This window comes from uncultured Microbulbifer sp., assembly GCF_947489355.1.
GTDB lineage: Bacteria > Pseudomonadota > Gammaproteobacteria > Pseudomonadales > Cellvibrionaceae > Microbulbifer.
The window spans coordinates 67752-79561 of record NZ_CANLDD010000005.1; the positions used below are offsets into that span (position 1 = coordinate 67752).

Here is an 11810-nt window from a genome sequence, read left to right on the forward strand (position 1 = left end):
TTAAAATTCAATGCGGGGCGCTGCCTGAATGGTTTCGCTGTCGGCAAACTCCAGCAGGCGGCCATCGGCGCGATGTCCAAAGAATCCCGCCAGCAGAACCGGGGGGAAGCGCTGCTTGTAGATGTTGTAACTGGTTACGCAATCGTTGAAAGCCTGGCGGGCAAAGGCAACCTTGTTTTCGGTGCTGCTCAGTTCCTCGTTAAGCGCCATCATATTCTGGTCGGCTTTCAGATCGGGGTAAGCCTCCATTACCGCGTTGAAACGCCCCAGGGCCCCGGTCAGGGCACTCTCGGCTCGGCCCAGATTGTCGATGGCGCTGGCGCTCGCTGGGTTGGATGCAGCCGCTTTGAGGTCGTTGATTGCGGTGTTGCGTGCGCAGGTTACGGCTTCGAGTGTTTCCCGTTCATGTTTCAGATAACCCCTGGCGGTTTCCACAAGATTGGGGATCAGATCGTGGCGCCGCTTCAGTTGTACCTCGATCTGGGCAAAGGCGTTCTCATTGCGGTTTTTGAGGGAAACCAGCCTGTTGTATATACCAACGATATAAAACAACAGGGCGGCAGCGATGATCAGCGCGACGATGCTTGTTATCTCCATGAGCCTCTTTCGCCATTTTTCTTTTCTGTGTGGCGCCGATAATAGCATGCCCTCCACTCCGGGTAGTGGGATGTGTTCTCCACCTTTCTGGCGAAGCAGGCTACTGCTTCGGCTATAATGCCGCGACATTAGCAACCCGTGCCGCCACAACAGGGGTGTCGGCACAGAATGTGGAGCAGACAGAATGAATGACGTAACTTCAGACCCCGTAGTGATCGCCGGAATAGCACGCACGCCGATGGGCACCATGCAGGGCAGCCTGTCGGCACTGAGTGCCCCGCAGTTGGGTGCGGTTGCGATTCGTGCAGCCCTCGATGATGCTGGCATGGCGCCCACGGATGTGGATGAAGTTCTGATGGGCTGCGTGCTTCCGGCGGGGGTCGGGCAGGCGCCGGCGCGCCAGGCATCACTGGGCGCGGGAATTTCTGACAGCACGCCCTGTACCACTGTGAACAAAGTCTGTGGTTCCGGTATGAAGACCGTGATGATGGCGCGCGATACCCTGTTGTTGGGTGAGGGCAAGGTCATTGTCGCCGGTGGTATGGAAAGTATGAGCAATGCGCCCTATCTGCTGTCAAAGGCCCGCGCCGGTATGCGCCTCGGGCACGGCGAAGTGAAGGACTCCATGTTCCTCGACGGCTTGGAAAATGCCGAGGACGGCAAGCTGATGGGCACCTTCGCCGAGAATACCGCCGACAAGTACGGTTTTACCCGTGAAGAGCAGGATGCCTTTGCCATGGAATCCCTGGCGCGCGCCCAGGCGGCAATTGAGAAGGGTGACTTCACCCGTGAAATTGCCCCTGTGACGATTACTTCCCGCCGCACAGAGGTGGAGGTGTGCGTGGATGAGGCCCCGGGCAGTGCCCGTCCCGACAAGATTCCCCAGTTGAAGCCGGCTTTCCGCAAAGATGGCACGGTCACAGCGGCCAACGCCAGCTCTATCTCCGATGGCGCTGCGGCCCTGGTGCTGATGCGCAGGAGCGAAGCGGACAGGCGCGGCCTCAAGGTACTGGCGGTTTTGAAAGGCCAAGCCCAGTTTGCCCGTGAACCGGAGTGGTTTACCACCGCCCCTGTGGGCGCTCTGCACAGGCTGCTGGAAAACACGGGCTGGTCAGCAGCCGATGTCGACCTGTTTGAAATCAATGAGGCTTTTGCGGTGGTGACCATGGCGGCCATGCGGGAATTGGACCTGCCCCGGGAAAAAGTCAACGTGAATGGCGGTGCCTGCGCCCTTGGTCATCCGCTGGGTGCCAGCGGTGCCCGTATCCTGATCACCCTTTTGGCAGCAATGGAAAAGCGCGATGCCAAGAAGGGCATTGCCTGCCTGTGCATTGGCGGCGGCGAGGCCACCGCAGTGGCCCTTGAGCGGGTATAATTTGAACCGCTGATGCTACCCTCGCAATAAAAACGGAAGCTTGGGCTTCCGTTTTTATCCGACGTCAATGCTCGGTGAATTTTTCCTGCCTGCACCGATTGGGATTTAGTTGATGTACTCCACCGCTTTCACAACCTTTTGCACCCCACCGATTGAACGGGTCACATCCGCTGCGCGCTCAGCTTCTGTCTGGGTCAGCAGCCCCATCAGGTAAACCACCCCATTTTCTGTAACCACCTTGATGCGCCCGCTGTCGATTTCCTTGTTGGAGAGCAGGTTGGTTTTCACCTTGGTGGTTAACCAGGCGTCGTTGGTGGTGGCGAGCAGGCTGACTTTGCCGCGAATCTGGGTTTCATTGTACACCTGGCGCACATTCTGTACTTGTTCCGCAGTGCGCCCGGCGAGCAGGCGCAGTTCCCGATCGGGAATTTGCCCGGTGAGTAATACCACCCCATTGAAAGAGGTGACACCAATATCGGCGGCTTTCAGGTCCGGGTGTGACTTATTGATATTCACCTTGACGATCGTCTCGATTCTCTGGTCATCGATATAGGTGCCCAGTGAGCGCTTGCCGGGGTCCTGCTGGATCGGGCCGTCATGTGTGGCCTCCAGTACGGTACTACACCCGGACCCGGCGAGAAGAAAGAGTACAGAAAACATCGCTAAAAGGCGTTTTCCCAGGGGTCGTTGTCTATTTTTCATAGTTTAGTCCTCATAGCCACCGAACAGGCTGCTGTCGATTAAGTCGGAGAGGCAAAATATCGTCAGTAGATGTACTTGATGTACCTCAGCCGAGACCTCAGAAGGCACGCGCAGTTCAATATCGTGTGTATTCAACAGGCTTGCGCAGTCACCGCCATCACCACCAGTGAGTGCCAGTATGCCCATATCGCGGTCCCGCGCGGCGCGCATGGCCTGCACCAGGTTGGGTTCGCGACCGTGGCTGCTGATAATAACGAGCAGGTCACCGGACTGGCCCAGGGCGCGCACCGGACGGGCAAAGGTGTCGGCGGAGCCGTGGTTTTGCGCCACGGTGCCCATAGAGACGCCATCGCTGTTCAGGGCCATTGCGGGGAGGCCGGGGCGTTCGCGCTGGAAGCCTCCGGTGAGTTGCGAGCTGAAACTCTGCGCAAGGGCACCGCTCACACCATTGCCACAGAGCAGCACTTTGCTCTCAGCCAGCAGCGTGTGAACTACCATCTGGCTGGCTTCCGCAATCAGTGGTGCCAGTATTTCACCGGCATTCATGGTGGCTTCCAGGCTGTGGTGAAAAAGGGTTACGACTCGTTGTTCCATTGTGTCCTTAATTCTGGCGAAGCGCTGTTCGCCATGCTCTGTCACGATAAATCCCGGTGCTGCCTCAGGCTTCAAAGGCATTCTTGATCCACTGGATGTTTTGCGCATCGCTGTCTATGGCAAGGACATCGAAGCGGCAGGGACAGTCCAGGTTGTGTTTTTGTAGATAGCCACAAGCGGTGGCAAGCAACTTCTGCTGCTTGCGCGCGTCCACGCTGGCCCCGGCACCGCCGAAGTGGTTACTGCGGCGGAAACGCACTTCCACAAACACTACAGTATCACTATCCCGGGCGATAAGATCTATCTCTCCGAAACGGCTGCGGTAGTTGTGTTCGATGACAGCCAATCCCGCGCGCCGCAAGTAGTCTGCGGCCTTGTCTTCCATCTTTGTGCCAACAGTGTCGCTGGTGTGCTTAAAAATTTCCCTGTCCTCGCCTATTGGGCACTTCCCCGCAGTGCAGGAGGCGATTCCACGGTGGTAATTGGTACCGGCACCCCCTTTTTAACCAGGGCCCAGATCTGTTCGCGCAGGATGCGGCCATCTGCACTCAGGCTGAGGGCGCCGGTGAGACCGTGCAGCTTGAGCCGGGGGAACTGGCGCAGCATGGGGATGCGAGGGTAGAGGCGGAAAGCGTCGGCGCCAAGGGCGTAGAGGCGGGCAAAGGCCGGTGCCGGAGCAGCCTGCTGTTCGATATCCCGTTTGGTCTGGTTGCTTTCAAACAGCCAGGGCAGGGCGGTAAAGCGAATGCCGTTGATGTCGCGGTCGGGGGGGATGCTGCCTGCGAACACCTGGGAGGTGGCATATACCGGCAGGTCCCCAGCGTAATAGTAAGTCAGCATGGGGTTGATCTGGCGCGCCTGTTGGGGTTGCGCCGCCAAAAACACCATGTCCACGTCGTCGCGGCGGCGCGGGGTGAACGCCAGCGGCGCAGACAAGCGGCCTTGCAGTGCTTTCTTGCGCGCTTCGCTGGCGGGGATTAACAGGGCATCACTGATCAGGTTGGAAAATTTGCTGTTGGGAGAGAAAGTTTTGCTTATTGCGACAGTACCACCGAGGTGCTGCCACTCTTCCTGAAAGGCCTCCGCACCGCGCTGTCCCCAGCTGCTGTTTGCCGCGAGTACCATCGCCTGGCGGTGGCCCTGGCGGTAGGTGTGCCGGGCGATCTGGCGGGCCTCGTCTTCCACAGCCAGGCCGAACTGTACCAGGTCTTCGCTAAGGCGCCCCTGGTCGCCATAATTCAGGGCCAGGGTAGGTACCGGTAGTTTTTCCGTGGCCAGCAGGTTGGTTACCTTGTTTTTGTCCAGGGGGCCGATAATCGCTTTGGCCCCGGCGTCCACGGCGTTCTGATAGATATCTTCGAAAGGCTGCTCGGCTCCGGTGTCGTACACCATTACACTGGGGGTGGCGGCGCCGGCATTCAGAGCGGTGTAGTGTGCCGCCATAAAGCCATCTCGGATTGCGCGCCCGGCGCTGCCGAGGGGGCCTGAGAGTGGAAGCAGCAGGGCAATGTTGTCCACCCGCTGGGCTGCCAGCCGCTCCAGCAGCTTCAGGGCTTCAGGGGGGTGGATATTAGCGCTGTGTGTCGGCCAGCGTTCGCGCCAACGCTTGAGGGCAACCAGCTGCGAGCTGATGTCGGTCTGGGTATCGCGGCCCAACAGAGCCAACTGGTACCAGCCACGCATCTGGGTATCGCTGCTATCAGCGGCGCGCGCCTGCAGCTCGCTGGAGGGCAGTTGAGTCAGCAGCTGCCAAAAGCCGTTGTTATTCTGCAGGATTGCCTCGTCGGTTTGCGCCAGAAAAGAAATTTCCCGGCGCTCTGTGATGGCGTTGTCCAGGTTGCCCAGTAGACCCCATAAGTCTGCGCGCAAGCTGCGCAGGGGCAGTGCCGTTGCTTGCGGCAACCTGGCCCAGACTGTGTCCAGGCGCGGCGAGGTTGCCAGTGTGAGGGCCTCAAAAAAGTCGTCACTGCCGGCGAGCAGATTGCCGTAAAGCTGTGCGTAGCTGGCATACAGCGTGTCGTCCAACTGTGTGGGAACAATGCGGGTCACCGCCTCCCTGGCCGTCTCTTTATCCCCCAACTCGTATAGAATGGCGGCTGCCTGCAGGCGTTGTTGGTCCCTTGCCGGAGTGGGCAAAGCCTCCGCACTGCGCAATAGATGCACGGCATCATTGCGGCTGGTTGATTGGCCCGGGGGGTAGGACGGCTTGTATACCCCTGGTCGTGGAGCCGGAGTTTGGCAGGCCGTCAGCACCAGTGCGACAGCTGCCATACTGGCGATCACAGTAGAGGTGCGCCTGGAAGAGGCGGACATAATCTTCTCCCGCAATAATGATATTTGGAGTGAACAGCTATGGGGCCTGATCTGGGGCTGCTTTATATTGTCGCTACGCCCATTGGCAATTTGGCCGATATGGTACCGCGAGCTGTCGAAGTTCTACAATGTGCCGATCTGGTTGCTGCGGAGGACACACGTCACAGTCAGAGACTCTTTTCGCATTTCGATATCGATTCGCCATTGATGGCATACCATGACCACACCGATGCCAAGCGCACCGAACAGATTCTACAGCGCTTGGAGCAGGGGCAGACGGTGGCACTGATCTCGGATGCGGGCACCCCGCTGATTTCCGATCCGGGCTATCGCCTGGTGCGTACAGCCCGCGAGCGGGGCATTCGCGTGGTGCCAATTCCCGGTGCCTGCGCTTTCATTGCTGCGTTGAGTGCCGCTGGCCTGCCCAGTGATCGCTTCAGTTTCGAGGGCTTCTTACCGGCCAAGGGCGGCGCGCGGGAACGCGCGCTGCGGGCGCTGGCCGGGGATACCCGCACCCTGGTTTTCTACGAGGCGCCCCACCGGGTGGCGGATACCCTCGACGCCATGGTTGCGGTTTTTGGAGGAGAGCGCGAAGCGGTGATTGCCCGCGAGGTGAGCAAAGCCTTTGAGACCTTCCAACTGATGCCGCTGCGCGAGTTGGCTGGCTGGGTGCGTGCGGACAGCAATCAGCAGCGCGGTGAGATAGTGTTACTGGTGCGCGGTACTGAGCGCCGGCGTGAGAGTGTGCTTGACGGCGAATCGCAACGGGTTATGTCCCTCTTGCTGGCTGAATTGCCACCGAAAAAAGCCGCCGCTGTGACTGCGGAAATCACCGGGGTGCCTAAAAAGGTACTGTACAACTGGAGCCTGTTGCAAAAATAAGGGGGTCAATGGATGTTCCCCTGGCGGGATAAGCCTGTTGCAATCTGCCAGTCGTCTCATTACTCTTCACGGCGAGCTGGCCGGGCAATCGCTATCGCCTTGTGCGGTGGAGGAAAGTCCGGGCTCCATAGGGTGGAACGCCAGGTAACGCCTGGGGGGCGCGAGCCTACGGAAAGTGCAGCAGAGAGTAGACCGCCGATGGCTCCCTCGGGAGCACAGGTAAGGGTGAAAGGGTGCGGTAAGAGCGCACCGCGCAGCTGGTAACAGCCTGCGGCATGGTAAACCCCGTTCGGAGCAAGACCAAATAGGCCCTCTATAGGTGTGACCCGCACTGAGGGCGGGTAGGTCGCTTGAGGTGTCTGGTGACAGGCATCCCAGATGAATGATTGTCCTCGACAGAACCCGGCTTACAGGCCAGCTCATTTTTCACACCGCTTGCATACTGCGGTAGAGAATGTATTTGCGCGTTACACTCCCGATGGAGTGTGGGTTTTTTAACCACTGCCGCACAAAACCCGCTTTTGCCATAGCCATCTGCGGCACTGGTGTAGCCTTCAAGTACGCGGGTCTTACTGTGGCGCACAGGGAAGGCATAGGTCGGATCACCGATGTGGATTAATAATCGTTGTGCTACCCCTGGTTTGAGTGCCAATTAACCTCCCTTCTTTTGGGTGGCCATACCTGCGCCTGGTGATAGGTGCTGCCTGATACAACATTGGGACTAACAGCCAGACGCACCTTGTCACTATAGAGAAACCGGTTGAGAGCCTCTATGACCCTTGCAAAACAGATCGAAGACAAACTCAGGGCGAGCTTTGCCCCACTGCACATTGATGTCCAGTGCGAAAGCCATATGCACAACGTGCCGGCAGGGTCGGAGATGCACTTTCGGGTGGTCCTGGTCAGTGAAGTTTTTCAGTCACTGGGAAAAGTGCAGCGTCACCAGAAAGTTTATTCTGTCCTTGGCGAGGAAATGGCTGGCCCTATCCACGCACTCGCCCTGCATGTCTATGCGCCGGATGAATGGGAAGGTGAAGCCCCTGAAAGCCCCGAATGCCGGGGGGGTGGAAAAAAATAAAGGGCAGATGCACGCCCGTACCCTACAGGCAATGCCATACACGGTTGTGTCAATATTTAAGCGCGGCTGTTAGCCGCGCTTGGCGCTTTTTCGACAGGCCGATAGACGGAAGATTCAACCGCGTGAACCGGATCTGGCTATAGATGCAGGTTGAGGCCGATATAGGGGCCTTTGATTTCTATATCGCTCTGCAGATCGTCCAGCTCTTCCAGGTCCAAGCTCATTACCCGGTAGCCGGCTTCAAAAGCCAGGTCCAATACCGGTACAAAATTCCAGCGCACCTTGGCGGTCAGGTCGGTATGGGTGTCGCCGCGAAAGGTAGTGCCATTGCCCTGGGCAATCAAAGACCAGCCGGTAAATGGCAGATCGAAGCGCGCCATGGCATAGGCCATAGGCAGATAGCCGGTAAGATCGACGGTTTCTGACTGGGTTTCGCTGACAGCAGTAAATTCACCATTGTACTTGCGCGCAGTCAGGCCCAGGTCCAGGTTGACCCAGTTGTCCAGCACTTCGTAGTAAAAGGTGGCATCGGTGTGGCTGAGGTTCAGGTCGGTGTTGACCTCGGAGCCCACTTCGAAGGCTTCGTCGTTAAAAGTCACAGCGCTTTCCAGGTGGGCGGCGCCATCGGTGTCAATTTTACTGTGGGCGAGCAGCACATTGGGTACCAGCGGGATAGGGTGCTCCAGGGCCGCCTGAAAGGTGGTGATGTTGTCCTCACTGAGGGAGAGGTTGTCCAGATCATAGTGATCGCTACCGATATCACCGGTATACCCCGGTAGCCAAACGCCGGCGGTGGCGTCAATGCCGAGAATCGTATCTGCGCTGGTGGCGTTGCAGGCGAGGAGGGCACTGAAAGCAATTGCGGTTTTTTTCATAGACGTTTCTTCGTAGTGATTTTGCTGTGAAGTGTACAGGTTTATTTTTTGCGTGCCGCTGTAAGCAGCACAGTTTTACAACACTTTTTGAATGGATATACAAAATTGGCGTGTGAAAGTATTGCGCTGGTTGGCCTGTACCTGTTTATCTCTTGATGTATGTGCTTTGGTTCCCTGAGGCATGAGTCAATTCCGGGTAGTGCTCTTGGGAGACTCCTGCCGAGTGAGCTTGTTCATTTTGCCACTTCAAGCAACATCTGCTGTAGCGCGCGGGCGGCATTGCTCAGAGTGCGGCCGCGATGGCTAATCACGCCGAGGTTGCGCAGGATCTGTAATTTTTCCACGGGCAAAATCGCAAGGCTGTTATCCACCAGGGTGCGCGGAAGCACGCTCCAGCCGAGCCCCACACAGGCCATCATCTTGATGGTCTCCAGGAAGTTGGTGGCCAGCTTGGCCGAAAGTTTCAAGCCGTGGGCATCAAACTCCCGCTTGATCAGGCGCCCGGTGTAGGTATTGAGATCCGGGAGTATGGCGGGATAGTTGGCCAGGTCGGTCAGTGCCAATTCAGAAATCTTTGTCAGGGGATGGTCCGGTGCGGCCACCACGACACAGGGGTCGGGCCAGATAATCTGCGCATTGAGTTGTGGGTATTCCTTCAGGGCCAGGGTTACTACAGCCAACTCGTATTGGGCCGCCATCAGCGCCTCGTAGGCCTGTTCGGAATCCACGAAGTCGATGTCCAGGGTTACCTGCGGATAGCGATTGCTGAACTCCCTGAGTACTGGCGGTAGGTGGTGCAGCCCTACATGGTGGCTGGTGGCGATACGCAGGCTGCCGTTTACAGAGCTGCCAAGGGCGCGCAGTTCCCGCTCAGTGTCGCTGATCTCATTGAGGATATGGCGGGCACGGGGTAACAGGGCCTGTCCGGCATCGGTCAACTGCAGGCGCCGTCCAATGCGGTTGAACAGCGCTGTGCCAAGTTGCTGTTCGAGGGTCGCAAGGCGCTTGCTTGCCGCGGGCTGTGTCAGGTGCAGTTGAGCCGCCCCCTCTGAAACGGAGCCCCGCTCGGCAATGGCCAGAAAGGCCCTAAGCCATTGAATTTCCAAGCGCAGTACCCCCTCGATTAACTGCAGTGGCAGAGCGGATTAGCCGCCCTTAAGTGTTCGAAAATACATGCTATCCCAAGAACACTTTTGAATTCCATAAAGGAATAGGTTCAATAATAAATATAAATTGGTGTTATTTGTTGCTGCTGGGTAGACTCGGCCTCTAAACCATTGAGAGGACAGGCTGTGGCTGCGCAAACACTCTACGATAAGTTGTGGCAAGACCACTTGGTCAAGGCCCATAACGATGGCTCCGCACTGATCTATATTGACCGTCACCTGATTCATGAAGTGACTTCCCCCCAGGCTTTTGAAGGCCTGCGGCTGTCGGGGCGCAAGCCCTGGCGCAAGGATTCCCTAGTCGCCACACCGGATCACAATGTGCCCTCCGAGACTGTCGAGCGCGCCGCCGGTGTGCAGGGTATTCGCGACGATATTTCCCGCATACAGGTACAGACCCTGGACGAGAACTGCCGGGATTTCGAGGTGGTGCAGTTTGGCATCAACGAACCGGGGCAGGGCATTGTGCATGTTATCGGCCCTGAGACCGGAGCGACACTGCCCGGTATGACCGTGGTCTGTGGTGACTCCCACACCTCCACCCACGGCGCCCTCGGCGCGCTGGCCCACGGCATCGGCACCTCCGAAGTAGAGCATGTGATGGCCACCCAGTGCCTGATCCAGAGAAAAATGAAGAATATGCTGGTGCGTGTGGACGGCGAGTTGTGCCCAGGCGTTACTGCCAAGGATGTCGTGCTGGCGATTGTTGGCAAAATCGGTACCGCCGGTGGTACCGGCTATGGGATCGAATTCGGCGGAGAAGTGATCCGCAAAATGTCCATGGAAGGCCGTATGACCGTGTGCAATATGGCCATTGAGGCCGGCGCGCGCGCAGGTATGGTGGCGGTGGACCAGATTACCCTCGATTACGTGAAGGGCAAGCCCTATGCCCCCAAAGGCGAACAGTGGGACAGGGCAGTTGAGGTCTGGAAGCACCTGCACTCCGATGACGATGCCAACTTTGATGAGGTGATCGAACTGCGCGGCGAGGATATCGAGCCCCAGGTCAGTTGGGGGACTTCACCGGAAATGGTGGCGCCGATCAGTGCCCGGGTGCCGGACCCCGCTGCCGAGGGCGATGCCACCAAGCGCACCGGCATGATGCGCGCCCTCGAATATATGGGACTCACGGCGGGGCAGAATATCAGTGACATCAAACTGGACCGCGTATTTATCGGCTCCTGCACCAACTCCCGTATCGAAGATCTGCGCGCTGCTGCGGCAGTCGCAAAAGGCCGCCGCAAAGCGGACAGCGTCAAGCAGGTGCTGATCGTGCCCGGCTCCCAGGCGGTGAAGGTCCAGGCGGAGCGGGAAGGATTGCACGAAATTTTTGTCGAAGCGGGGTTTGAATGGCGCGAGCCATCCTGCTCCATGTGTCTGGCCATGAATGCGGACAAACTGGGAGCCGGCGAGCACTGTGCCTCCACCTCCAATCGCAACTTTGAAGGGCGCCAGGGCTACGGTGGCCGCACCCACCTGGTGAGCCCGAACATGGCCGCGGCGGCGGCCATTGCCGGGCACTTTGTGGATGTGCGCGAGATGGCGCCGGTACCAGCGGAAGAGGAGAGGGTCTGATGAAAGCGTTTACCCAACACGAAGGGCTTGTGGTGCCCATGGATCGCGCCAATGTGGATACGGACCTGATCATCCCCAAACAATTCCTAAAATCCATCAAGCGCACCGGCTTTGGCCCCAATCTGTTTGATGAATTGCGCTACCTGGATGAGGGTTTTCCCGACCGGGACTGTTCTGGCCGCCCCCGCAATCCGGAATTCCCCTTAAACTTCCCCCGCTACCAGGGCGGCTCTGTGCTGCTGGCGCGGGAGAATTTCGGTTGTGGTTCCAGCCGTGAGCACGCTCCCTGGGCCTTGGACGACTACGGCTTCCGCGCGATTATTGCGCCCAGCTTTGCCGATATCTTTTTCAACAACTGCTTTAAAAACGGCCTGTTGCCGATTGTGCTGCCGGAACAAGTGGTGCATCGCCTGTTCGAGGAAACCCATGCACAGGCGGGGTACGTGCTCACTATTGATCTGGAGCAGCAGCAGGTACGCAAACCCTCCGGCGAGGCGATTCCCTTTGAAGTGGACGCATTCCACAAGCACTGCCTGCTCAACGGTCTCGATCATATCGGCCTGACCCTGGAGCACTCAGAGGATATTCGTGCCTATGAAGCGGCACGGCGGGAAAAGGCCCCCTGGCTTTTCGATGCGATTCAATAATTAAAG

Annotated in this window: 12 protein-coding genes and 1 other RNA gene; 6 read left to right on the forward strand and 7 right to left on the reverse strand. The window is 58.1% G+C overall.

Annotated features, from left to right (window positions below):
- The gene (locus Q1A48_RS04190) at nt 1-597 is read right to left on the reverse strand and encodes a LemA family protein (protein ID WP_299941605.1); all 597 of its coding nucleotides are present in this window, start codon (nt 595-597) and stop codon (nt 1-3) included.
- A gap of 184 nt (nt 598-781) precedes the next feature.
- Here Q1A48_RS04190 and Q1A48_RS04195 point away from each other — a divergent pair, with 184 nt between their 5' ends.
- Nucleotides 782-1972 carry an acetyl-CoA C-acyltransferase gene (locus Q1A48_RS04195; RefSeq protein ID WP_299941607.1) on the forward strand — a complete coding sequence of 397 codons (1191 nt, stop codon included), beginning with the start codon at nt 782-784 and terminating at the stop codon, nt 1970-1972.
- A gap of 105 nt (nt 1973-2077) precedes the next feature.
- On the opposite strand, the gene Q1A48_RS04200 is transcribed toward Q1A48_RS04195, so the two are convergent.
- From Q1A48_RS04200 to Q1A48_RS04215, 4 genes are read right to left on the reverse strand one after another with little or no spacing between them, the layout of a single operon-like run.
- Nucleotides 2078-2674 carry a BON domain-containing protein gene (locus Q1A48_RS04200; protein WP_299941609.1) on the reverse strand — a complete coding sequence of 199 codons (597 nt, stop codon included), beginning with the start codon at nt 2672-2674 and terminating at the stop codon, nt 2078-2080.
- A 3-nt stretch (nt 2675-2677) separates the two neighbouring features.
- Nucleotides 2678-3349 (reverse strand): SIS domain-containing protein, encoded by a 672-nt coding sequence (locus Q1A48_RS04205; protein ID WP_366523375.1) that lies wholly within the window; start codon nt 3347-3349, stop codon nt 2678-2680.
- Complete coding sequence (locus tag Q1A48_RS04210; RefSeq protein WP_299941611.1) at nt 3333-3653, reverse strand: YraN family protein; 321 nt, start codon at nt 3651-3653, stop codon at nt 3333-3335. The genes Q1A48_RS04205 and Q1A48_RS04210 overlap by 17 nt, the downstream gene beginning before the upstream one ends.
- Before the next feature lie 50 nt (nt 3654-3703).
- Nucleotides 3704-5581, reverse strand: a complete 1878-nt coding sequence (locus tag Q1A48_RS04215) for a penicillin-binding protein activator (protein ID WP_299941613.1) — start codon at nt 5579-5581, stop codon at nt 3704-3706.
- A gap of 39 nt (nt 5582-5620) precedes the next feature.
- Between Q1A48_RS04215 and rsmI the strand changes: the two genes are divergently transcribed.
- The 3 genes from rsmI (at nt 5621) to Q1A48_RS04230 (ending at nt 7541) form a co-directional block, all read left to right on the forward strand.
- Complete coding sequence (gene rsmI / locus Q1A48_RS04220; RefSeq protein WP_299941616.1) at nt 5621-6463, forward strand: 16S rRNA (cytidine(1402)-2'-O)-methyltransferase; 843 nt, start codon at nt 5621-5623, stop codon at nt 6461-6463.
- A 72-nt stretch (nt 6464-6535) separates the two neighbouring features.
- Nucleotides 6536-6889: RNase P RNA component class A (rnpB, locus tag Q1A48_RS04225), an RNA gene on the forward strand.
- A 346-nt stretch (nt 6890-7235) separates the two neighbouring features.
- Nucleotides 7236-7541, forward strand: a complete 306-nt coding sequence (locus Q1A48_RS04230; protein ID WP_299941618.1) for a BolA/IbaG family iron-sulfur metabolism protein — start codon at nt 7236-7238, stop codon at nt 7539-7541.
- Nucleotides 7542-7678: 137 nt separating this feature from the next.
- Here the strand turns inward: Q1A48_RS04230 and Q1A48_RS04235 are convergent, their stop codons facing one another.
- Entirely contained in the window at nt 7679-8416 is a 738-nt protein-coding gene (locus Q1A48_RS04235) for a TIGR04219 family outer membrane beta-barrel protein (protein ID WP_299941620.1), read from the reverse strand.
- Nucleotides 8417-8649: 233 nt separating this feature from the next.
- Nucleotides 8650-9522: a LysR family transcriptional regulator gene (locus Q1A48_RS04240; RefSeq protein WP_299941623.1), complete on the reverse strand. Its 873-nt coding sequence runs from the start codon at nt 9520-9522 to the stop codon at nt 8650-8652.
- Nucleotides 9523-9708: 186 nt separating this feature from the next.
- Here Q1A48_RS04240 and leuC point away from each other — a divergent pair, with 186 nt between their 5' ends.
- Nucleotides 9709-11157, forward strand: coding sequence for a 3-isopropylmalate dehydratase large subunit (leuC, locus tag Q1A48_RS04245; protein ID WP_299941626.1), 1449 nt, complete (start codon nt 9709-9711; stop codon nt 11155-11157).
- On the forward strand, nt 11157-11804 hold the full coding sequence (gene leuD, locus Q1A48_RS04250; RefSeq protein WP_299941629.1) for a 3-isopropylmalate dehydratase small subunit: 648 nt from the start codon (nt 11157-11159) through the stop codon (nt 11802-11804). Before leuC ends, leuD begins: the two co-directional genes overlap by 1 nt.
- Nucleotides 11805-11810: the final 6 nt, after the last annotated feature.

What these genes read in the sequence shown, in the direction of transcription:
- leuD (WP_299941629.1), top strand. Translation starts at nt 11,157, where the DNA reads ATGAAAGCGTTTACCCAACACGAAGGGCTTGTGGTGCCCATGGATCGC.
- Q1A48_RS04235 (WP_299941620.1), bottom strand. Translation starts at nt 8,416, where the DNA reads ATGAAAAAAACCGCAATTGCTTTCAGTGCCCTCCTCGCCTGCAACGCC.
- Q1A48_RS04195 (WP_299941607.1), top strand. Translation starts at nt 782, where the DNA reads ATGAATGACGTAACTTCAGACCCCGTAGTGATCGCCGGAATAGCACGC.
- rsmI (WP_299941616.1), top strand. Translation starts at nt 5,621, where the DNA reads ATGGGGCCTGATCTGGGGCTGCTTTATATTGTCGCTACGCCCATTGGC.
- Q1A48_RS04215 (WP_299941613.1), bottom strand. Translation starts at nt 5,581, where the DNA reads ATGTCCGCCTCTTCCAGGCGCACCTCTACTGTGATCGCCAGTATGGCA.
- Q1A48_RS04230 (WP_299941618.1), top strand. Translation starts at nt 7,236, where the DNA reads ATGACCCTTGCAAAACAGATCGAAGACAAACTCAGGGCGAGCTTTGCC.
- Q1A48_RS04190 (WP_299941605.1), bottom strand. Translation starts at nt 597, where the DNA reads ATGGAGATAACAAGCATCGTCGCGCTGATCATCGCTGCCGCCCTGTTG.
- Q1A48_RS04200 (WP_299941609.1), bottom strand. Translation starts at nt 2,674, where the DNA reads ATGAAAAATAGACAACGACCCCTGGGAAAACGCCTTTTAGCGATGTTT.
- Q1A48_RS04205 (WP_366523375.1), bottom strand. Translation starts at nt 3,349, where the DNA reads ATGCCTTTGAAGCCTGAGGCAGCACCGGGATTTATCGTGACAGAGCAT.
- Q1A48_RS04210 (WP_299941611.1), bottom strand. Translation starts at nt 3,653, where the DNA reads ATGGAAGACAAGGCCGCAGACTACTTGCGGCGCGCGGGATTGGCTGTC.